The organism is Serratia sp. S4 (genome assembly GCF_000347995.1).
In the GTDB taxonomy this organism is placed as follows: Bacteria; Pseudomonadota; Gammaproteobacteria; order Enterobacterales; family Enterobacteriaceae; genus Serratia; species Serratia quinivorans.
Genome location: NZ_KB661120.1, coordinates 4354549 through 4377520 on the forward strand (window position 1 = coordinate 4354549; position 22972 = coordinate 4377520).

General features: G+C 56.3%; 17 protein-coding genes. 5 read left to right on the forward strand and 12 right to left on the reverse strand.

The window, feature by feature from the left end:
* Positions 1-17: 17 nt before the first annotated feature.
* The 4 genes from rluF to SERS4_RS27470 form a co-directional block, all read right to left on the reverse strand.
* Positions 18-878 (reverse strand): 23S rRNA pseudouridine(2604) synthase RluF, encoded by an 861-nt coding sequence (gene rluF, locus SERS4_RS0121000; RefSeq protein ID WP_017893917.1) that lies wholly within the window; start codon positions 876-878, stop codon positions 18-20.
* A 53-nt stretch (positions 879-931) separates the two neighbouring features.
* Positions 932-1852 carry an agmatinase gene (gene speB, locus SERS4_RS0121005; protein WP_017893918.1) on the reverse strand — a complete coding sequence of 307 codons (921 nt, stop codon included), beginning with the start codon at positions 1850-1852 and terminating at the stop codon, positions 932-934.
* A 770-nt stretch (positions 1853-2622) separates the two neighbouring features.
* Positions 2623-4599 carry a biosynthetic arginine decarboxylase gene (gene speA / locus SERS4_RS0121015; RefSeq protein ID WP_012146675.1) on the reverse strand — a complete coding sequence of 659 codons (1977 nt, stop codon included), beginning with the start codon at positions 4597-4599 and terminating at the stop codon, positions 2623-2625.
* Positions 4592-4735 carry a virulence promoting factor gene (locus SERS4_RS27470; RefSeq protein WP_112347340.1) on the reverse strand — a complete coding sequence of 48 codons (144 nt, stop codon included), beginning with the start codon at positions 4733-4735 and terminating at the stop codon, positions 4592-4594. The genes speA and SERS4_RS27470 overlap by 8 nt, the downstream gene beginning before the upstream one ends.
* Positions 4736-5493: 758 nt before the next feature.
* Here SERS4_RS27470 and metK point away from each other — a divergent pair.
* Positions 5494-6648, forward strand: a complete 1155-nt coding sequence (gene metK, locus SERS4_RS0121025) for a methionine adenosyltransferase (RefSeq protein WP_017893922.1) — start codon at positions 5494-5496, stop codon at positions 6646-6648.
* Positions 6649-6775: 127 nt separating this feature from the next.
* Here the strand turns inward: metK and SERS4_RS0121030 are convergent, their stop codons facing one another.
* The 8 genes from SERS4_RS0121030 to hrpB form a co-directional block, all read right to left on the reverse strand.
* Positions 6776-6928 (reverse strand): Hok/Gef family protein, encoded by a 153-nt coding sequence (locus SERS4_RS0121030; protein WP_026142518.1) that lies wholly within the window; start codon positions 6926-6928, stop codon positions 6776-6778.
* A gap of 315 nt (positions 6929-7243) precedes the next feature.
* Complete coding sequence (gene fhuB / locus SERS4_RS0121035) at positions 7244-9232, reverse strand: Fe(3+)-hydroxamate ABC transporter permease FhuB (RefSeq protein WP_012146678.1); 1989 nt, start codon at positions 9230-9232, stop codon at positions 7244-7246.
* On the reverse strand, positions 9229-10137 hold the full coding sequence (gene fhuD / locus SERS4_RS0121040; protein WP_017893923.1) for a Fe(3+)-hydroxamate ABC transporter substrate-binding protein FhuD: 909 nt from the start codon (positions 10135-10137) through the stop codon (positions 9229-9231). The genes fhuB and fhuD overlap by 4 nt, the downstream gene beginning before the upstream one ends.
* The gene (fhuC, locus tag SERS4_RS0121045; RefSeq protein WP_017893924.1) at positions 10137-10934 is read right to left on the reverse strand and encodes a Fe3+-hydroxamate ABC transporter ATP-binding protein FhuC; all 798 of its coding nucleotides are present in this window, start codon (positions 10932-10934) and stop codon (positions 10137-10139) included. Before fhuC ends, fhuD begins: the two co-directional genes overlap by 1 nt.
* 47 nt (positions 10935-10981) lie before the next feature.
* Positions 10982-13171, reverse strand: coding sequence for a ferrichrome porin FhuA (fhuA, locus tag SERS4_RS0121050; RefSeq protein ID WP_012146681.1), 2190 nt, complete (start codon positions 13169-13171; stop codon positions 10982-10984).
* A 222-nt stretch (positions 13172-13393) separates the two neighbouring features.
* Complete coding sequence (locus SERS4_RS0121055; RefSeq protein WP_017893926.1) at positions 13394-14788, reverse strand: DUF1996 domain-containing protein; 1395 nt, start codon at positions 14786-14788, stop codon at positions 13394-13396.
* Positions 14789-14969: 181 nt separating this feature from the next.
* Entirely contained in the window at positions 14970-17486 is a 2517-nt protein-coding gene (gene mrcB / locus SERS4_RS0121060; protein WP_017893927.1) for a bifunctional glycosyl transferase/transpeptidase, read from the reverse strand.
* Positions 17487-17585: 99 nt separating this feature from the next.
* Positions 17586-20024 carry an ATP-dependent helicase HrpB gene (hrpB, locus tag SERS4_RS0121065; protein WP_017893928.1) on the reverse strand — a complete coding sequence of 813 codons (2439 nt, stop codon included), beginning with the start codon at positions 20022-20024 and terminating at the stop codon, positions 17586-17588.
* A 79-nt stretch (positions 20025-20103) separates the two neighbouring features.
* Here hrpB and thpR point away from each other — a divergent pair, with 79 nt between their 5' ends.
* The 4 genes from thpR to gluQRS all read left to right on the forward strand — a co-directional run bounded on the left by thpR (position 20104) and on the right by gluQRS (position 22972).
* The gene (gene thpR, locus SERS4_RS0121070; protein WP_012146685.1) at positions 20104-20646 is read left to right on the forward strand and encodes an RNA 2',3'-cyclic phosphodiesterase; all 543 of its coding nucleotides are present in this window, start codon (positions 20104-20106) and stop codon (positions 20644-20646) included.
* A complete protein-coding gene (sfsA, locus tag SERS4_RS0121075) occupies positions 20643-21350 on the forward strand; it encodes a DNA/RNA nuclease SfsA (RefSeq protein WP_017893929.1) in 708 nt (235 codons plus the stop codon). The genes thpR and sfsA overlap by 4 nt, the downstream gene beginning before the upstream one ends.
* 183 nt (positions 21351-21533) lie before the next feature.
* Positions 21534-21989, forward strand: a complete 456-nt coding sequence (gene dksA / locus SERS4_RS0121080) for an RNA polymerase-binding protein DksA (protein ID WP_012146687.1) — start codon at positions 21534-21536, stop codon at positions 21987-21989.
* Positions 21990-22060: 71 nt separating this feature from the next.
* Positions 22061-22972 (forward strand): tRNA glutamyl-Q(34) synthetase GluQRS, encoded by a 912-nt coding sequence (gene gluQRS / locus SERS4_RS0121085; RefSeq protein ID WP_026142519.1) that lies wholly within the window; start codon positions 22061-22063, stop codon positions 22970-22972.

The window sequence follows — 22972 nt, forward strand, 5'->3', positions numbered from 1 at the left end:
ATTCATGTTACTGCGGCTTAACGCCCTTTCTTTTTACGGCCAGGCTGAGCGAAGCGCTTACGCGCAGGGGCACCTCCGGCTGGCTTTTCGGCGCTTTTCGGCGCACTGGCGGGCTTTTTCACCGCCGGTTTGGCTTTCTTCGCCGGCTTGGCTTCCGAGGAAGAGCCTTCGATCGATTTGAACAGCTCGACCAGCTCATCGTCAGTTAAGTCGCGCCATTCACCCGGAGGCAACCCGGCCATGCCCACATTCATAATGCGGGTACGCTCCAGCTTGGTCACCTCATAGCCGAAATGCTCACACATGCGGCGGATCTGGCGGTTCAGCCCCTGCACAAGCACGATGCGAAACACAAATGGCGCTTCTTTCTTCACCTTGCACTTTTTGGTCACCGTACCCAGCATCGGCACGCCGGCTCCCAGGCCACGAATGAAGTCATCGGTTACCGGTTTGTTGACCGTGACCAGATACTCTTTCTCGTGGTCGTTGCCCGCCCGCAGGATCTTGTTCACCAGATCGCCGTGGTTGGTGAGGAAGATCAGGCCCTGTGAATCTTTATCCAATCGCCCGATCGGGAAGATACGGGTGCTGTGATTGACGAAATCGACAATATTGTCTTTCTCGCCTTCTTCCGTGGTGCTGACAATACCGACTGGCTTGTTCAGCGCGATAAAGATCAGATTGTCTTCATTACGCGGTTCAATCAGCTGACCGTTGACCTTGACGACGTCGCCTGGGAACACCTGATCGCCAAGCGTCACGCGCTTGCCATTGATAAAAACATTGCCTTGTTCGATATAACGATCGGCATCGCGGCGCGAGCAAATACCGCTCTCGCTTATATATTTGTTGAGACGTGTGGAAGGTTTGGTCAGCATGCTTTCTCCATGGACTCTGGCCTCTGAAAGGCCAGAGTTTTAGCTGTTACTGTTTAAGATTGCTTTTTGGCAGCCTGCAGATACAGCATTTCCAGGCCCAGGGTCGCCGCGGCCAGCGCGGTGATCTCGGACTGATCGTAGGCCGGTGCCACTTCCACTACGTCCATACCCACGATGTTCAGTGACTGCATGCCGCGAACCAGTTTCAACGCGCGATCGGAGGTCAGGCCGCCGATCACCGGCGTGCCGGTGCCCGGTGCGAACGCCGGATCCAGACAGTCGATATCGAAGGTCAGGTATACCGGCATATCGCCGACGATCTGTTTAATCTGGGCCAACAGGTCGTCCGCACTGCGATCGTTAACCTGCGCGGCATCCAATACGGTAAAGCCGTTGTCGTGATCGTATTCGGTACGAATGCCGATCTGCACCGAGTGTGTTGGATCGATCAGGCCTTCGTTCGGCGCATGGAAGAACATGGTGCCGTGGTCGTATTGGCTGCCGTTGGCGTAGGTGTCGGTATGAGCATCGAAGTGCACCAGCGCCAGTTTGCCGAAATGTTTGGCGTGCGCGCGCAGCAGTGGCAACGTGACGAAGTGGTCGCCACCGAATGAGAGCATGCGTTTACCGGCCGCCAGCAGTTTTTCCGCGTGCGCCTGCAGGTTGTCGCTCATGCTCTGAGCATCACCAAAGTTGAACACGATGTCGCCACAATCGACGACGTTCAGACGATCGCGCAGGTCAAAGTTCCACGGCCAACGGTTGCCTTCCCAGGCCAGGTTGGTGGAAACCTGACGGATCGCCGCAGGGCCATGACGGCCACCGGCGCGGCCGGAGGTTGCCATGTCAAATGGAATGCCGGTGATGACCCACTCTGCATCGCTGTCGTAAGGCATAAAGTTCAGCGGAAAGCGCAGGAAACCAAAGGCGTTGGACACTAAAGAATTATCGGACTTATGGCCTAAGGTACTCATAGTAAACCCTCATATTTCAACGTTTCACCTGTTGAAAAATCACACAGGCGCTGGCAAAAAAAAATCCCTCCCGCGTCGTTAGCCCGACGAGAAAGGGATCCATTCGAAATCTGTTTAGTACTGCTGATACGGCAGATTATCGCCGTATTTGGTTCGCGCTTCAAGAGCGCGCATCATCATCCCGGCAGCTCGTCGTCACCCAGTATAGACCCTGCATCCTTCAGGCATGTGACCGTCGCCGCTCGCCGACACTTCGAGCTTTGTGATTTTGATCCCTTTACCTGGAGGATAAATCATTTAAGTTCATTACATCGACCAACTTTATTAATAATACAAAATAGAACATTCATCCCATTAATAAATAAAAAATCAAACTGATATATGAAACGGAATTAATCAAAGCCATGTTTAACATCATGCCAATGAGCTACAAACGAAGCATTAAAAATAAAAAACTTTATATAACGCTAGAAGTTATCGCTTTCTTATCAAGTATTCCATTGGGTTATCTGTGCTCTAAATTTGATGCACTGAATGAAATCTCCATAGAAATAGTACTTATCTATATCCCTATCTCAATGATATCAATGAATTATTTTTACCAATTTGTTGAGTCAGAATAAGCATTAAAAATAATTATAGATCGGAGGCTTCACCATAAACCAGGTTAATGGTGATTATAAAAACTCATAAAACTGAAAATAATAGAAGAAAAAAATTAAAAAAGGCCAAGCATCCTTGAGATGCCCGGCCTTTCAGTTCGGCTCTACTTATTCATCTTCTAAATAAGTATAACCGTATAAACCGGCCTCAAACTCTTCCAGGAACTGCGCCTGCAGTTCGCTGTCCAGATCGGTTTCTTTCACCTGATCGCGGAATTTGGCCAGCAGCGCGGTAGGATCGAGCTGCACGTACTCCAGCATGTCGGCAACGGTATCGCCTTCATCGGATACTTCGCTTTCTACCGTGCCGTCAGGGAAGACAAACACGTCAACCGAGGCGGTATCACCGAACAGGTTGTGCATGTTGCCCAGAATTTCCTGATAGGCACCGACCATAAAGAAGCCCAGCGCCGGCGGGTTTTCCGGATCGTACGGCGGCATTGGCATGGTGGTCGCCACGCCGTCACCGTCGATGTAGTGATCGATAGTGCCGTCAGAGTCACAGGTGATGTCCAGCAGCACCGCGCGGCCTTCCGGCGGCTTGTCCAACCCTTCCAGCGGCAGCACCGGGAACAGTTGATCGATACCCCAGGCGTCCGGCATTGACTGGAACAGCGAGAAGTTGACGTAGAACTTGTCCGCCATACGCTCTTGCAGTTCGTCGATAATAGGACGGTGAGCGCGGTTGCTTGGATCCAACTGCTGCTGGATTTTGTTGCAGATGTTCAGGTACAGCTGCTCGGCCCAGGCACGCTTGGTCAGATCCAGCATGCCGTGAGCGTACTGAGTGTGAACATCATGCAGGTCCATCTGGCTGTCGTGCAGCCATTCGCGCAGCGAGCGACGGTTTTCCGGCTCGTTCAATTCCTGCCAGGTTTCCCACATGCTTTCCAACGCGCGCGGCGCGTCTTCTGCCGGCGGCAATGGCTCGCTGAATTCGTTGCGTTCAACGCCGATCACGTTAGATACCAGCACCGTATGGTGCGCGGTGACCGCACGGCCGGATTCGGTGATCACCGTCGGGTGCGGTAAACCGTGTTCATTACAGGCGTCGCCGATACCCCAGATTACGTTGTTGGCGTATTCGTTCAGGCCATAGTTCACCGAGCAGTCGGACTGCGAACGGGTGCCTTCATAATCCACGCCCAGACCGCCGCCCACGTCGAAGCACTGGATGTTAACGCCCAGCTTGTGCAGTTCAACGTAGAAACGTGCAGACTCGCGCACGCCGGTAGCGATATCGCGAATGTTGGCCAGTTGCGATCCCAGGTGGAAATGCAGCAGTTGCAGGCTGTCGAGACGACCCGCTTCGCGCAGGGTTTCCACCAGCTTCAGCACCTGAATGGCTGCCAGACCGAACTTGGATTTTTCGCCACCGCTCGACTGCCATTTACCCGAACCTTGTGAAGCCAGACGCGCACGCACACCCAGACGCGGTACCACGTTCAGACGTTCAGCTTCTTCCAGCACCATGTTGATCTCGGACATCTTCTCGATCACCAGGTACACCTTGTGCCCCAGTTTTTCGCCGATCAGCGCCAGACGGATGTATTCACGGTCTTTATAACCATTACAGACGATCACCGAACGGGTCATGCCGGCATGCGCCAGCACGGCCATCAGCTCGGCTTTGGAGCCGGCTTCCAGCCCCAGCGGTTCGCCGGAGTTGACCAGGGACTCAATCACGCGACGGTGCTGATTCACTTTGATCGGGTAAACCAGGAAATAACCGCCTTCATAGCCGAACGATTCACGCGCGCGTTTGAACGCGGCATTGATCGAACGCAGGCGATGCTGCAGGATCTGCGGGAAACAGAACAGCGCCGGTAAACGCAGGCCATCTTTTTGGCGTTGTTTTACCAAATCGGCCAGGTCGACACGTGCCTGCGGGACGTCGGGATCCGGGCACACGCTGATGTGGCCCAGTTCATTGACGTCATAATAGTTGTTGCCCCAGTAGGCGACGTTATAAGTGCGCAGCATCTTGCTGGCATCACGGTCATTCATAGCAACCTCCTGCATGGAGCGCAAAGATATAGATTCGCCCGTTGCTGACGGACGGTGAATCAATAGATCATCAGACATTACTCGCCTCACATCCCGTACTGACGATACAGTCAGCCACTATCGCAGCTACAACCCGCGAGAACAACCCAACAAACCGCCCTTGCGGCAGCGAATAAAACTGCCGTTCGCGGTCAGCGATCGGTTTATTACTCATATAATTGTAAGACACCCTGTTCAAACCTCGTGAATCGGGTCAAGAAACATCCCACAGGAAGGCTGCAGGCTACCCTTGTTCAGTTCTTCAGACGACCGTTAACCGGCCCGAGAATCCTGAGTAGCGCCCAGGTGTTTATCACACCTGAAAGGTGGTGTAGAGACAAGACGGGAGATAGCAAAAGAATGTGCGCCAGAACGGCACTGTTGCTGAGAACCAACAACCGGTAGACAACGGATCATTAATCCAACCACCTCCACGCACGCCGCCCACAATGAACGACCGAGCCTCTATTAATAGTGTAAGAACGTGACCGTTCTATGAAGCGGCGACGCCAAAAGCGGCGTCTGCGGCTGACCATCAGGCGACTAACGGGAGCGTCACAGAAATTTACAACTTCTTGCCCCACGCTGTGCATCAAATGAGCCGCGCGCGCAGTTTATACCGATAACACGGGGAAAATGCAAAATGAAAATTTGCCGGAAACTGTTTCAAGCGATGAAAATGGCGTCGCCGGCTTTGCGCAAAAGAGCGAAATGGCAAAAAAATACTGGCAATCCGGCCAAGGCCTGACCTAAAATAGACGTCCAGATGTTAATCCATCTATACTGATTAACGAAGAAACTGCTTAACGGCTTTGCCTGAGGGGCGTTGCAGGATGCATCTCGCGCCATCAGCGGAAGACCCTTCGCTTTGATGCCGGATCTCCAGCGCTGTGCAGTAATTTCTAACCCGTCTTATGCAAGGTAACGAACACAATGGCTAAACACCTTTTCACGTCTGAATCCGTCTCTGAAGGACATCCTGACAAAATCGCCGACCAGATCTCCGATGCCGTTCTCGACGCCATCCTGGAACAGGATCCTAAGGCACGCGTAGCCTGCGAAACCTACGTGAAAACCGGCATGGTGCTGGTCGGCGGTGAAATCACCACCAGCGCCTGGGTAGATATCGAAGAGATCACCCGTAAAACCGTGCGTGAAATCGGTTATGTTCATTCAGATATGGGTTTCGACGCCAACTCTTGTGCCGTACTGAGCGCCATCGGTAAGCAATCCCCGGATATCAATCAGGGTGTTGACCGTACCGATCCGCTGGAACAGGGTGCCGGCGATCAGGGCCTGATGTTTGGCTATGCCACCAACGAAACCGAAGTGCTGATGCCTGCACCGGTGACCTACGCACACCGTCTGGTGCAGCGCCAGGCCGAAGTGCGCAAGAACGGCACTCTGCCATGGTTGCGTCCGGATGCAAAAAGCCAGGTCACCTTCCAGTACGACGACGGTAAAATCGTTGGTATCGACGCGGTCGTGCTGTCCACTCAACATTCCGAAGATATTTCTCTCAAAGACCTGCAAGAAGCGGTGATGGAAGAAATCATCAAACCGGTTCTGCCTACCGAATGGTTGAGCACCGGCACCAAATACCACATCAACCCAACCGGCCGTTTCGTTATCGGTGGCCCAATGGGCGACTGCGGTCTGACCGGACGTAAAATCATCGTTGATACCTACGGCGGCATGGCTCGTCACGGCGGCGGTGCATTCTCCGGTAAGGATCCATCCAAGGTTGACCGTTCAGCAGCCTACGCAGCGCGCTACGTAGCGAAAAACATCGTTGCTGCCGGCCTGGCTGACCGCTGTGAGATCCAGGTTTCCTACGCTATCGGCGTAGCAGAACCAACTTCAATCATGGTGGAAACCTTCGGTACCGAGAAGATCCCTACCGAGCAGCTGACTCTGTTGGTGCGCGAGTTCTTCGATCTGCGCCCATACGGCCTGATCCAGATGATGGATCTGCTGCAGCCGATCTACCGCGAAACTGCTGCCTATGGCCACTTCGGCCGTGAGCACTTCCCTTGGGAAGCCACCGACAAGGCAGCCCTGCTGCGCGATGCCGCCGGCCTGAAATAAGCCCGGGTATCGGAAGTGAAGACGGCGAGCCTGGTGCTCGCCGTTTTTGTTTTTATCGGATGGGTGCTCATGGATCAACGCACAAACAACCAACAGGCGGGAGCAATGCCCCCGCCGTTGGGTTGCCTTACCCTTTGGATTCGTAAGCCAGAATGGCTGCAACTTCCGTGTCGCCCAGCTTGATGCGCAATTCGCACAGCGAACCGCGGGTGATCCACATAAGCGCAATCAGCGTCATGCAGATAACCATCAGCCTTGGAACTATCCGTCCCTGCTGAATTTTTGACCTCCTTTTCCTTGCCTCTCGGCAGGTAAGAAGCTAACCTAACGTTCTCTGGCGTTAGAGTTGGCCTCGGGTTGATGTATATCGACACGGGGCTTTTCTCTTTCTATCCCTTGCGTATGCTCAGGACGAAAGATCCAGAGCACCCGCACGCAGTATATTCACCCATACCTTGGTTTCGGCGTCCCTTTCCGCACTAAATTCCATTTCTGCGCAGCGTTGCGCAAAGCTCTGCAACAGCCTGAAAATACAAAAAAACAAGGCCCAGCAATGCTGAGCCTTTGAGAGCAAAAACCGGAGTCGCCGGGTCGTTTACGAGGTTTGCTTGCGCAACAGGTAAACGAAATACGGCGCGCCGATAAAGGTCGCCAGCAGCCCGGCGGGAATTTGGTACGGGAACATCACCATGCGTCCGCACCAGTCGGCAAACACCATCAGCAGCCCACCCAACAGCCCGGCAATCACCATCTGCGGTAACGCACGGCGGAAACCCAACATCCGCGCCATATGCGGCGCCATCAGGCCGATAAAGCTCAATGGCCCTACGGTCAGCGTTGCCATGGCAGTCAGCGTGGCGGCCAGCAGCAGAATGCTCAAGCGCACCGGCGTCAGGGCAATGCCCACCGAACGGGCAGTGGCACTGCCGAGCGGCAGGATGCTGAGCCAACGACGACACAGCGGCGCCAACGCAATCAACGCAAGTGCAATGACCGCCGTACGCACCGCCTGCTCCGGCGTCACCGAATAGGTGGAGCCGGAAATCCAGGTCAGCAGCCCACCGGTGCGTGGATCGCCACTGGCCAGCAACAGGAAAATGGTGGTGGTAAACGCCGTACTGAGCGCGATACCGGCCAGCAGCATACGCTCGGTGGAGAAGCCTCCGCGCCCGGCGGCAATCATGATCACCAGCAGAGTTCCCGCGGCCCCCAGGCTGCCTGCCGGCAACAACCAGACAAAGGCATCACCCGGTACTATCAGCAGCATCATCACCACGCCAAAGGCGGCTCCCGAGCTGATACCCAGGACTTCCGGGCTGGCCATTGGGTTACCGGTCAGTTTTTGGATTAGGGTCCCCGCCACCGCCAACATCATGCCCGCGGCCAGTGCCGACAACACCCGAGGCCAGCGCCACGGCAGCAATGACTCCAGCTGGGCACCCTGGCTCCAGTGCCAGCCGGCAGCGTTTTGGCCAAACATCAGCGCAACGGCAATACCGGCCAACAGCACCGCCCCTGCCAGCGTAACCCACACCACCAAGTGGCCACGTTCGGCCGGTACCTTATCGCCCAGATTCATCGGCGGCGGTGTCGAAGCACTGCGCAGGCGCGGTAGCAACCATAACAACAGTGGTGCACCAAACAGCGCGGTAGCCGCACCGGTCGGCACTTCTCGCCATACCTGCGTCAGCCAGATCATCACCTGATCGGTTAACCACAACAGCAGAGCACCCAGCAGCGGTGCCAACATCATGCGGTGCGCCAACCGACGCGCCCCCAGCATTTTCGCCATCAGCGGAGCAAACAGGCCGATAAAACCAATCACCCCAACGGCATTCACCAACATGGCGCTGAAGATAATTGCCACTGCCAGCGCGCAGAAACGCGCCATCGACAGCCCGAGCCCAAGATTGCGTGCCACGCCATCGTCCAGGCCCAGCAGCGTCAGTGGGCGCAGCAGCAGCACCGCCAACAGCCCGGCCACCAGCAGGCGCGGCAGAATAAACTGTACGTTGCTCCAGTCTTGCTGATTCAGCGCTCCGGTACTCCACAGGAACACCCCCTGCAGCTGATCATAATTGAACAACGCCAGCAGGCTGTTGACTGCACCGCAGTACAAGCCCAGCACCAGCCCGGCCAGGATCAGCGTCACCGGCGACATGCGTTTGCCCCAGGCCACGCCGAACACCAGCCCACCGACCACGACCGCCCCCGCCATGGCGGCCAACTGGCGAGTCAACTCGCCGCCGGGCAACATCCACAGCGTAGCGACAGTCAACCCAAGCTGGGCCCCGGCGGAAACGCCAAGCGTTGCCGGCTCCGCCAGCGGATTGCGCAAAACCTGCTGGAACAGCACGCCGACCAATCCCAGCCCGGCACCGGCCAACAGAGAGACCGACAGCCGCGGCAACAGGCTATAGTGGAACAGCATTTGCTGCACATCGTCGATGTTCGGTGCCATCAGCGCCTGCCCCCATAATGCCCAGGGCAGTTGTTGCAACAGGTTGTAGAGAGTCAGGCCGCCCGCCGCAGCCAACAACAGCAGTACCAGCGTCAGCGGGAATGCCCGGATGCGCGCGCTCATGAATAACTCTCCTGCGCCTGCTCCAGCAGATGGCAGAAGCGCATCGCCGACAGCGTTGCCCCGTAGAACCACACCGCCGGCACCTGGCGCAATTGATTCTGCCGCACGAACGGTAATGCCTGCCACAGCGGGGTGGAACTGACTTTCTTCAACATTTCCTGATTACCGTGGTCGAGATAAATCGCCCGCGCACTTTTCACCACCGCCAGACGTTCAATCCCCACCACTGCCGTGCCCCAAAAGTTGGTTTCCCCTTCCCAGGCATTGATTATTCCAAGCTGATCCATCACTTCCTGGAACAGGCTTTTCTGGCCAATGACCAGCGCATGGCGAGTGTCGATCAGTGAAAACATCAGCAATGGCTGTGTGGTGTATGAATGCAGACGCTGACGCGCATCCTGAAGAAAGCGGTCAAACTGAGCCAAATGCTGCACCGCCCGGGTTTCCAGCCCCAACCGCTGCGCCAAAGCCTGCAGTGACTGCCTGGCCACCGTCAGCGGCTTGCCGCTGCCGTCGTTGAAGCTAAAGCTCATTGAGGGCGCGATAGGCTCCAGCTTTTGCGGCGTGGGGCCATAGCCTTTCGACAGCAACATCAGCGATGGCTGAAGCTGCTGTAACAGCTCGAGGTTAGGTTCGGTGCGCTGGCCGACATCAATCACCGAGGCGGGCAACTTTGGCTCTTCCACCCACAGGTTGTAGTTATGGATATCAGCGACCGCCAGCGGGGTAACCCCCAGCGCCAACAGCAGCTCAATCGGCAGCCATTCCAGCGCCACAATACGCGTAAGGTCAGGCGGCGTGGCTGCGGCTTGTGCCGGCAAAGAAAACAACAAGGGCGACAGCGCCATTGCCGTCAACAGGCGTCGGCGAACGGCGTCATGGTGAAAATCGGAGGAATCAGGCATCAGTAGACAAAACTCACCGGCGCACCGCCGCTTGGATGTGGCAGCGTTCCCATAGGAATACCGTAAATTTGTTCCAGCACCTCGCCCTGCATCAGATCTAGCGGGCTACCCTGGGCAATCATCTCACCGCCGCGCAAGGCCACCAGATGGTCGCAGTAGCGCGCCGCCATATTGATATCGTGCAGTACCGCAATCACCGTCAGGCCACGTTGCCGGCTCAGTTGCTGGATCAGCGCCAGCACCTCAACCTGATGAGCGATATCCAGGGCCGAGGTAGGTTCATCCAGCAGCAGACAGCGGCTGTCTTGCGCCACCATCATCGCCAGCCAGGCGCGTTGACGCTCCCCGCCGGACAGGCTGTCCACCAGGCGGTTGGCAAATGGCTTCAAACCCACCAGCGCAATCGCCTCCTCCACCTGCTGACGATCGTTAGCGCCAAAACGGCCCAGCGCGCCATGCCACGGATAGCGGCCAATCGCCACCAGTTCACGCACCGTCATGCCTTCTGCAGCGGGCAGTTGCTGGGGCAGATAGGCAACCTGACGCGCAAAGGCCTTGCTGTCCCACTGGCCCAGTAGCTGCTGGTTAAGCAGCGCGTTGCCGGTGGTGGGGCTTTGATGGCGACCAAGGATTTTTAGCAGCGTGGATTTACCGGAGCCGTTATGGCCGATCAGCCCACAGACTTTTCCCACGGGAAAGGTCAGCGATAAAGGCTGCAACAGCACGCGGTCGGGAACGGCAAAGCTGGCGCTGTCTAACGTAAAAGTGGCGTCGTGATTGGGGTGTTTATCCTGCATAGGTCCTACTTTTTCCGGGGCGACATGATGCCGCCCCGGTGATCCGGTTAGAAGCGGAAGGTTGCGGTGGCGACCACCTGGCGTTCTGCGCCCCAATAGCAGCCGTAGGTGGCAAAGCAGCTAGAGACGTATTCTTTATCAAACAGGTTATTCACATTGATGCCAATCGAGGAACCCGGCAGATTGAAACGCGCCAGATCGTATTTTATCGCAGCATCAACCACCGTGTAGTCTTTCACTTTAAAGGTATTGGCTTCATCACCATAGCTGGAGCCGACATAGCGAACACCAGACCCCAGGGTCAGGCCACTGATGGCGGTTTCATGGAAGGTGTAATCCGCCCACAGTGAAGCCATATGTTTTGGGATCGCGGCAGGGGTATTGCCCTGCAGCGTAGTGTCTTTGGAATACTCGGCATCCGTGTAGGTATAAGAACCCAGCAGATTAAGGTTGGCCGACAGCGCGGCTTTAGCTTCCAGTTCGACCCCGCGGGAACGGATCTCACCGCCCTGCACGCTGGCGAATGGATGATCTGGATTAGGGTCAGCCACCTTGTTGTTGGTCTTGGTCAGCTGATAGATCGCCATGCTGGCAGTAATAGGACGATCTTTCGGCGCAAACTTCACACCGGCTTCATACTGCTTGCCCTTGGAGGCGGCGAAGGTGTTACCACTGAAGTCCGTGCCGGAAGTCGGCTCAAAGGATTCACTGTAGCTGACATAAGGCGCAATACCGTTTTCAAAGACATAATTCAAGCCAGCCCGGCCGGTGAATTCGTTGTCTTTTTGCTTGGATACCGAGTTCTGATTCAAACGGTTGGTGCTGTTGGTATCGCTCCAGTCATAGCGCCCCCCCATGGTCAGCACCCATTGATTCCACTCGGCCTGATCCTGTACGTAAAGCCCGGTTTGCTCCTGACGATTGACCTGACTTGCACCACCGGTAATGGTGTAATTTTGGTTGCCGTACTGTGGAGCCACGACATTCAGCGGGGAAGCGGTACCGTACTGATAGACGACGTCGTTACGCATGCGCATGTAGTCCACCCCCATCAGCAAGGTATGATCAACCACGCCGGTGGCAAATTTTGCCTGGGCCTGGGTGTCCACCGCAAAGCTCGACAAATGCTCTTTCGAGTTCATCACGCCACGCGTCAGCTCTGCCGGGTTAGTCGGGCTGATGCCCTGACCATAAATGGAACGGTAATCAAGATCCATTTTTGAGTAACGCAGGTTTTGGCGCACTGTCCACACGTCGTCAAAACCGTGCTCGAAGGCATAACCGACCATCTGTTGCTTGCGCGAGATGTTGTTATAACCCGGCTCACCGTCGTTGAAACTGGTTGGCAACTTGCCGTTGATGCCATTTTGCACCGTGCCCTCTTTCGGCAGCCAACCATAGAAGCCCAGGTCAGGATCATCCTGGAAACTGCTGAGGAAAGTCAAAGAAGTACGATCATCCGGCCGCCAACTGAAAGAAGGCGCGATAGCATAGCGCTTACTCTTTTCGCCCACCTGCTGCTGATCTTCATCACGCGCCAGACCTGTCAAACGGTAAGAGTAAACACCATCATCATCCACTGCGCCGCCAAAATCGAAACCGGTCTGGAACAGGTTATCGGTACCCATCTTGAACTGAACTTCACGCAGGCTTTCGGTGGTCGGGCGTTTGCTGACCAGAGCGACGACTCCACCCGGATTGCTCTTGCCATAGAGTACCGAAGAAGGACCACGCAGCACTTCGGCACGCTCAAGGAAGTAAGGATCGATCTGGTAAATGGAGTAGTTGTCGTCCTGCAGTTTCAGGCCGTCGAGGTACATATTGGTACCTACCGAACTGAATCCGCGAATGTTCACGGCATCGTAGGCGGTGGAAGCACCACGGTTGCCCACCATCACCCCCGGCGAATAAGCCAGCGCACCTTTCACCGTCTCCGGCTGGCGCATATCCATCTCTTCACGCGTTACCACGGAAATCGACTGCGGGGTCTTTTCGATCGGCGTATCGGTTTTGGTACCGGTGGCGCTGTGCTTGGCCACATAGGTGCCGACCGGCCCCCAGGCGCTTTCCTGCTGCGGTTGGCTGCTGCCCACCACGGTAAGGGTCTCTTCCTTGGTGTCGGCGGAAAATGCCGGCATTGCCAGCGTGCCAAGTGCGGCAGCGATAGTTATCGCTAACCCACTGACATGAGTGCGGCCCTGCTTGGCCCCGGAAGATGAAAGACGCTTGGTCGACATAGATGGTTTCTCTGGTAAATTATTTGATGACGAATGTAAACGATAATAATTATTATAAGCGCCGCATTTTATGCAGAAGCCAAATTAAACTGCAAGCTCATTTCAGCAGCAGAAGCCAGAGGGGACGGGGTTGATACACGGATTAACAGAGTGGGAATAGACTGAGCGGATAAGAACAAAAAGCCCGCAACACAATAGTGCGGGCCGGACAACACAATGCGCTTATTTCCTATATCCCGTTAACATCAACAACGGCGGTGTTTTGCTCTCGGCTGAATCAATACTGAACAGACGACCGCTGTCATTACCTTCCACCGCAATAGTGATCTCGGTTTGCTGATTTTTCACTGCCTGCCGCAACCACGCATCCACGTTGCTATAACGGTATTCGCGATTGTGGTCCAGATACAGCGCCGTTTTGGTGTCGGTAGAACATGCCGGGCGGGCGCCCCAGCTCAGGTTTTCCGGCTGCCAGTCATTGTTGCATTGATAAAAATAGATCATGCCGGCAGTAGCATCCGTCACGTTACCTGCAACCGTACGCAGGCGATAAACCAGATCTTTATCGGTATCAATATCTTTGTCTGCCGGCCACTCAGGTACCGCAAATTTGAGATAGGCAATTTTCCTGAGGCCAGGTTTTTTGCTGTCTCCCCGCACCAACAGCTCTGCAGGATTTTCATTTATGCTGCCATCAGCGGCAACCGTAGCCTCAGCCAGGGGGGCTGAATAGCTATAAGGTATTTTTTTGCCACAATCCATAGGGAAATTCATGCACTGCTCGGTCATAAAGACGGCGGCCTGTTCAGTCCAGCCATTCATAAAGTCGCCGTGTGCGGTATAGATCGAACCCCATTTCTCCACCATTTTGCCGTTTTCCATCACTGGATCCAGCGACAACTGCGCCTTGCTGAGATCCACCGCCGTATCGCTATCCAGCTCATAGGCGACGTTCATGTTGATGGTTGGCAGTTTCACCGGATAGGCCGCCGGGCACGCATCCTTCACTGCGTAGACCGCATTTTTCAACGTTTTGCCTGGCTTGAGGTTTTTACCATCCCAACAATTAGGGAATGCCAGAGCAATATTGAATTGCAGTTTACCTGGCGCATACGGCGGACAGTTTTTAAACGGCACAGAAGAATACCCTTGCCCCTGACAAAAATAGTTCACCACGCCAGGCGTGGGTTTAGTGCCTTGATGGTCACCCACCAACAATTCCAGCCCATGCGGAAACGGGTGCAGCGGAAACTGCTCTACGTTTTTCGCCTGGTAATAGGTTTTCTGATAGGCCGGGCGCACCACCGTGCCGTCTTCCAACCGCAGTGCAGGCACCCAGTACGCGGAATGGTCGGCCAGGTTATTACAGGTGGTTTCCGGGGTAGCCAACAAAGTATCGGAGGTAGAATTGGCATCGGTTGCCGTGTTGCCAAAGAAATCATGCCACATCGCCATACCGGCCTCGCCCGGCATCATAATGGCATCGTCGGCCAGCGTATGGCTGTAATGGCATTGCACGTCGGCCTGCGGCCCGCTGGGCTGTACGGCAAAAGTACTGAGGGGTAACCAACCGACCATGCCGATGGTTAGCGCTGAATAAGCAGAAAAATATCGCATCGTTATGTTCCTTATTACGTTTTAGCGAGAAGGCGACGTCGAGACCTTTTGAAGGTTAATTCTCAGGTGTGACCGCCCTTCATCGACACCGATAATAGGGAATAGAAAATGCCAACATCTTGATATAAACATGAAAAAGGGCACAAAAATTTGTGCCCTTTAGGGAAGGTTTCAGCAATGTTTACTTGCCGAACATGTCCTTGATCCAACCGGCAACGCCGTCAGCATCTTTTTGCTCACCCGCATCCTGCTGCTGTTGCTGCTGTTGCTGCTGTTGCTGCTGTTGCTGAGCTGTCTGACTTGCCTGGCACAATCCTTGCGGATTATCGGTCCACACCGGAATGGTGCGCCCGCCGCCGCCACAGACAAAGTTACCGCCTGAATCGATGCCCATCTGGTTGATACCTTCCGGCGGCTGCAGCATCAGCGGCAGCGGCGTCTGGTTTTCCAGATAGCGGCGATACAGGGTCAGCGCACCGTTGGCACCGGTCAGTTTGGCCGGGCCGTTGTTATCACGACCCACCCAGGCGATAGCCACTTCCTTGCCATCAATACCGGCAAACCAGCTGTCGCGCAGATCGTTGGTGGTACCGGTTTTCGCCGCCAGATTGTAGTTGGGGAATTTCACCGACAACGAGCGAGAAGTCCCGCGTGCGACACCCTGTTGCATGGCGTACAGCGTCAGATAAGCGGCCTGTGCCGGCACCACGCGTTCCGCCTGCGGGAAGCTCTGGTACAGCACCGAACCGTCTTCGGCGATCACCGAGCGCACCGCAGACAGCGTCGCACGATTACCGCCACCGGCGATGGTCTGGTATTCCTGCGCCACTTCCATCGGCGTCAGGCCAATGGCACCGAGCAGCATGGAAGGTACCGGATTGATTTCCGCTTTCGGAATGCCCAGACGTTGCAACGTGGCACTGATTTGATCCAGCCCAACCGCCATACCCAGGTTCACCGTCGGCACGTTGAGTGAGAAGGCCAACCCATCCACCAACATCACCTGCCCACGGAACTTACGGTCATAGTTGTTCGGCTGCCAGACGGTGCCGTTCTGCAGTTTCAGCGTCAACGGCTGATCCGCCAGCCAGGTATTCAGACGGTATTTATCCGGCTCGGACAACGCGGTCAGGTAAGTGGGTGGCTTGGCCAGTGAACCGACCAAACGGCGCGCCTGCATCGCACGGTTAAACCCGGCGAACTGCGGGTTGGCACCGCCGACCATGGCGCGGACTTCGCCGCTGAAACGATCGACAATCACCATCGCCGCTTCCAGATCCTGCACGTGACGAGCCGCCCTCAATGCCGGAATACCGTCTTCGACTGCTTTTTCCGCCGCATCCTGCGAAACCGGATCCAGCGTGGTGAAGATTTTCACACCGGACAGATCGTTAACCTTGTCGCCCAGCTTGGCTTGCAGTTCCTGACGCACCATCTGCATAAACGCCGGCTGTGGTGTGATCACCCCACCTTTCGGCTGCACGCCCAACGGCCTGGCGCTGAGCATGTTATACAGTTCGGCATCGATAACCCCCTGGTTCTGCAACAGTTTCAGTACCAGGTTACGGCGTTCCAGCGCCAGTTTAGGGTTACGCCAAGGGTTATACAGCGACGCCCCTTTAACCATACCAACCAGCAGCGCCTGCTGATCCAGACTCAATTCATCCACCGGGCGGCCGAAGTAATACAGGCTGGCCAGCGGGAAACCGCGGATCTGGTCGTTACCGCTCTGGCCGAGGTAAACCTCGTTCAGATACAGCTCAAGGATACGATCCTTGCTGTAACGGTAATCCACCAGCAACGCCATATAGGCTTCGTTGGCCTTACGCCACAGCGAACGCTCGTTGGTCAGGAACAGGTTTTTTACCAACTGCTGCGTCAGGGTACTGCCGCCCTGCACCGCACGCCCGGCGGTCAGGTTAGCCAGCACGGCACGGCCGATGGAGTAAGGACTGATGCCGTCATGTTCATAGAAGTGACGGTCTTCGGTGGCGATCAACGTGTCCACCAGCAGGTCCGGGAAACCGGCGCGCGGCACGAACAGACGTTGTTCACCGTTAGGTGACTGCAACATGGTGATCAGGCGCGGATCGAGGCGGAAGAACCCGAAACTGCGCTGGTTTTCCATGTTCTCGATTTTCGCCAGGCGGTTGTTCTGGAAATCCAGACGGGCGTGGATCTGCCCTTCTTTACCGTCCGGGAAGTCAAATGGACGGCGCAGCATCTCAATGCTGTTGGCCTGTACGGTAAATTCGCCCGGACGGGTCATGCGGCTAACCTGGCGGTATTGCATGCCCTGCAGCAGATCGACCATTTCCTTTTTGCTGTACGGCATGCCCGGTTCCAGGTTGACCATGCGGCCATACACCGCCGCCGGTAACTGCCAGACCTTGCCGTCAATGCGGCTGCGGATCTGCGAATCCAGATAAACGCCGTAGATTGCCAACAGCACGGCAACCACCAGAATCAGTTTGATCAGCAAGCCGAGCCAGCGGCGTTTTTTACGCGGCGGAGTCGCTTTTACCTTACGCGGCATGCGTTCTTCCTCGTCTTCATAATCATCATCTTCATCCTGGTACTCGTCTTCCTCGTAATCATCGTAATCGTCATCTCGACGACGGCGCGACGGTTTGCGCGACGCGGTGCGTTTTGGTTGTTTCCCTTTGCGCCCGATGGGCTCGCGGTCATCCCCAGCCATTGCTGTTAATCTCCAGACTTGGCGGCACTGCCGGCCATTATAAGTCGCTTAATCTGTCGTGGCGTGACGCCGCTGAACAGAAGAAACATCTGAATTCATTTACTGATATTTTTTCGTGCGCCGCGTAGGAGCGGTATTTGCCGGGTCGTCCGGCCACACGTGCTTCGGGTAACGCCCTTTCATCTCTTTTTGCACTTCCCGGTAAGCGCCCTGCCAGAACGCCGCCAGATCGCCGGTGATTTGCAACGGCCGGTGCGCCGGTGAGAGTAACTCAAGCACCACCGGGATGCGACCTTCGGCCAGCATCGGGCTACGTTGTTCACCAAACACTTCCTGTAAACGCACCGCCAGCGCCGGGGGTTTGCCGGCATCATAGCGGATCGGCAGCCTGCTGCCGGTCGGCACAGTGTAATGAGTGGGTAACGCATTATCCAGTCGCTGCTTTTGCTGCCAATTCAGTAACCGCGCCAGCGCCTCGGCGATATTCACCTGTTTCAGCCCACGCATGTCACGTACACCACTCAGCGACGGCAGCAGCCACTGTTCCAGGGATGCCAACAACGACTCATCGTCGACCAATGGCCAGTCAGCCTCCGGCAGCCAGTTCTGTGCGCACTGCAGGCGTACACGCAACTGTTCGGCGGCGGTGTCCCAGTTGAGCACCGCTACCCCCTGGGCACGTACCCAATTGAGCAGCGCCAGTTGCAGCTCTTCGGCAGCCGGTTTGGCCAGCGGCTGCGCACGCAGCGTCAGGCGACCAATCTGCTGGCGTTTCCAGGCGCGCAGCGTGCCTTTTTCCTCATCCCACTCTACGGCGGTTTGCTGGGAAACCATCGCCGGCAACTGTGCCGCCAGCGCCTCGATATCCACCGGCAGCGCCAGTAGGATACGAGCATCGGGGCTGTTATGCCCCTGGAGCAGACTGGGAACGATCAACCATGGCGCACGCGATAACGCCTCGTCCTGATTCATCGCCGCCCCCATGCCGTTGGCCAGCAGATAACGGCCATCCTGACCGCGCCGTTGAGCGATGCGGTCAGTGAAGGCTAACGCCAGCAGGCGCGGTGCCATCTCAACATCAACCTGCCCGGTTTTTCCTGGCAAGCGTCGGGCAAGCTGGGTCGCACGGCGTTGCCAGTTCGGCTGTGGGCGGCTCAGCCAGTAGCCGATATCCATTTGTCCGCTGCGCGGAGGTTCTTCCAGTAACGCCGCCAGCGCGGCGGCCGTTGCCAGCCCATCAGCGCCAAGCTCCGCGCCGTGGGTCAGCATCGCCGCCAGCCGTGGCTCACAGCCCAGTTTGGCCATCTGCCGACCGCGCGAGGTGAGTTTATCGCCGTCATCAATGGCCCCCAGCCGCTGCAACAGCCTGCGGGCTGCCGCCAGCGCCGTTTCCGGTGGCCTGTCGAGCCAGGTCAGTTGCCCGACGTCATGACAGCCCCATTGCAGCAACTCAAGCCAAAAACCGGCGAGATCGCTTTGCAGAATTTCCGGTTCGGCATGCTCTGCCGCCCGTTCTGCCTGCTCTTTGGCAAACAGATGCCAGCAGATACCCGGCTCCAGACGCCCGGCACGGCCTGCACGCTGGATCATTGACGCCTGACTGATACGTTGAGTGATCAGCCGCGTGAGACCGTTACGCACGTCATAACGCGCCACTCGCTCCAGGCCGCTGTCTACCACCAGCCGGATACCTTCGATGGTCAGGCTGGTTTCGGCGATGTTGGTCGCCAGCACCACTTTGCGTCGCCCGGCGGGGGCCGGTTGAATCGCTTTTTGCTGCTGTGCCAACGGCAAGGCACCGTACAGCGGGCATAGCTCGGTATCGGCCGCCAGCTCACCGTTCAACCGCTCCAGCACCCGGTTGATTTCCGCTACGCCCGGCAGAAACAGCAACAGCGATCCTGTTTGTTCCGACAGCAGGCGTTTGACCGCCGCGGCCACGCCGTCCTCCAACCGCTGATGGCTGGCCAACGGCTGATACTGGCGTTCAACCGGGAAACTGCGGCCTTCAGAGACCACCACTGGGGCCTGCGGCAGCAACTGCGACAGGCGGGCGTTATCCAGCGTCGCCGACATGATCAGCAGCTTGAGATCGTCACGCAGCCCCTGCTGCACGTCCAGCAGCAGCGCCAATGCCAGATCGGCCTGCAGGCTACGTTCATGGAATTCGTCGAGGATCACCAACGAGACGCCCTGCAGCTCGGCGTCCTGCTGCAGCATGCGGGTAAGAATACCTTCGGTAACAACGATCAATCGGGTATTCGGCCCGCTTTTGCTTTCGGCGCGCATGCGGTAACCCACCGTCTGGCCAGGCTCTTCTCCCAGTTGCTGTGCCAACCTATAAGCCACGTTTTTCGCCGCCAATCGCCGTGGTTCGAGCATGATAATTTGCCCCGGCAGTCCGGCCCTGGCCAGGATCTGTAATGGCAGCCAGGTGGATTTACCGGCACCGGTCGGCGCATGCAGCAATACCTGCGGGGCGGATTGCAGCGCAGTGAGTAATTCATCAAGAACCGCGCTGACGGGCAGTGAAGACACAGAACTCTCCGTAGTGGTTAACATTGGGCGGCGCACATTGTAGCATTAGACTCCGCCTTTCATTACTTGCCGGGAACCTATGTCCAGCTCGCGCCGCCTGTTTTTCGCCCTGACCTTGCCTGATGCGCTGCAGCAACAGGTGATCCGCTGGCGCGCCGAAGCCTTCGCGCCGGAAGTCGGCCGGCCGGTCGCGGCAGCCAATTTACATCTGACGCTGGCCTTTCTTGGTGACGTTTCGGCGCAAAAAGAATCCGCATTGAAAAAGCTGGCCGCCCGTATCAGCCAGCCCGGTTTTAGCATGGTACTCGATGACCTCGGCCACTGGCCGCGTCCCGGCGTGGTTTGGCTCGGCACCCGCCGTGCGCCGCGTGGGCTATTGCAATTGGCGGAGCTGTTGCGTTCGCAAGCGGCCCGCAGCGGCTGCTATCAAAACCCCATGCCGTTTCATCCGCATATCACCCTGCTGCGCAGCGCAACGCAGCCGGTCGCCGTACCGCCCGCTACGCCGGGCTGGAACTTCAGCGCTAACGAATTCGCCCTGTACCAGTCAGTGTTTGAAAACGGCCGCACGCGTTATCAGATGCTTGAGCAATGGTCTTTAGCCCATCAGGATACGCCATGATTTTTTCGCCACCGTTGCGCCACGCCACGCTGATTAAACGTTACAAACGCTTTCTGGCGGACGTCATTACCCCGGAAGGGGAAACCTTCACCCTGCACTGCGCCAATACCGGTGCCATGACCGGCTGTGCCACGCCTGGCGATACCGTCTGGTATTCCACCTCGGATAACCCCAAACGTAAATATGCCCACAGCTGGGAACTGACGCATACCCAACAGGGGGACTGGATCTGCGTGAACACCCTGCGTGCCAACACCCTGGTACGTGAGGCGATCGAACAGAATCTAATCAATGAATTATCCGGTTACAGTAAAATAAGCAGCGAAGTAAAATATGGCAGCGAAAGCAGTCGTATCGATTTGTTATTACAGGCAGAAGATCGCGCTAACTGCTATATTGAAGTTAAGTCAGTCACATTATTGCAACAACAACGTGGTTACTTCCCTGATGCGGTAACGCTCAGAGGACAGAAGCACTTACGTGAGTTGCTAAGCGTGGTTGAAAGCGGGCAACGGGCGGTATTGTTCTTTGCTGTGTTACATAGCGGTATTGAGCAGGTCGCACCGGCACATCATATAGATGAGCGTTATGCGACACTGTTGGCACAGGTTCAGCAGTTGGGCGTAGAAGTGGTTTGCTATGGGGCTAAATTATCACCTGACGGTATATATCTCTGCGATAAGTTACCGTTTTTTATCGATTAGCACTGACCGGGCACCAATAATTCGACAACCGGTTAACGCGTCGCCAAATACGCCTTCCTTCACACCATTGTCAAGCAGGCGACAGGAATAATTGCCAACCTACTTCCCATCTGTTATTTATAGCGGCCTGTTTTTCCCCCACATTGGGGATTCGATAGTGCGTGTGTATGTAGGAGAAGCAACATGCAAGAAGGGCAAACCCGTAAAACCTCGTCCTTGAGCATTCTCGCCATCGCTGGGGTGGAGCCGTACCAAGAGAAGCCGGGCGAAGAGTACATGAACGACGCCCAGTTGTCGCATTTCAAGCGCATTCTTGAAGCATGGCGCAACCAGCTCAGGGATGAAGTGGATCGTACTGTATCTCATATGCAGGAAGAGGCAGCCAACTTCCCTGATCCGGCCGACCGTGCCACTCAGGAAGAAGAGTTCAGTCTTGAACTGCGTAACCGCGACCGCGAACGCAAACTGATTAAAAAGATCGAGAAAACGCTGAAGAAAGTAGAAGACGAAGATTTCGGCTACTGCGAATCCTGCGGCGTGGAGATCGGCATTCGTCGCCTTGAAGCGCGTCCGACTGCTGATTTGTGCATCGACTGCAAGACTCTGGCCGAAATCCGCGAAAAGCAGATGGCAGGCTAATACAGTTGTTACCGCTGCGGCGTGCGTTCTGCGTGCGCCGCACAGAGAAAAGGGAAAGTTTCCCCTCTGATATGCAAGAAAGACAATATGTGGGGCGCTTTGCCCCATCGCCTTCCGGAAGCCTGCATTTTGGTTCGCTGATTGCCGCTCTGGGAAGCTACCTCCAGGCTCGTGCCCAACGCGGGCAGTGGCTGGTTCGCATTGAAGATATCGATCCCCCGCGCGAAGTCGCCGGTGCGGCCGATCGTATCTTATCCACTCTGGAACACTATGGTCTCCTCTGGGACGGCCAGGTCATCTATCAATCCCAACGTCATGAAGCCTACCGCGCTACTTTGGATCTACTGCATCAGCAGGGGCTCAGCTATTGCTGCAACTGCACCCGCAGCCGTATCCAGCAGCTAGGCGGTCTGTATGACGGCCACTGTCGTCATTTGAATCTTGGCCCGCAGGGTGCCGCCATTCGCTTACGCCAGTCCACCCCGGTTTACGCCTTTCATGACCGCCTGCAGGGCGAGTTGCAGGCCGACCCGGCGCTGGCACGGGAAGACTTTATCATCCGCCGACGCGATGGGCTGTTCGCCTATAATCTGGCGGTGGTGGTGGACGACCATTTTCAGGGCGTTACCGAAATTGTGCGTGGTGCCGACCTGATTGAACCGACGGTGCGCCAGATAGCGCTGTACCACCAGTTGCAGGCGCCGGTACCCACCTATGTACATCTGCCGCTGGCGCTGGGCGCTAACGGCAGCAAACTGTCGAAGCAAAACCATGCTCCCGCTCTCCCCGACGGCGATCCACGGCCGATACTGGTGGCCGCGCTGAAATTTCTGCGTCAACCGCTGCCGGAAAGCTGGCAAGATCTTGACCTGTCGTTATTATTGAGCTGGGCAGTCGCTCACTGGAAGCTGGAGGATGTGCCACGCCGGGAGGCTATTTCCCTGGACGAAAACACATCGGCATTCTCAAAAGAGCCATGGTGA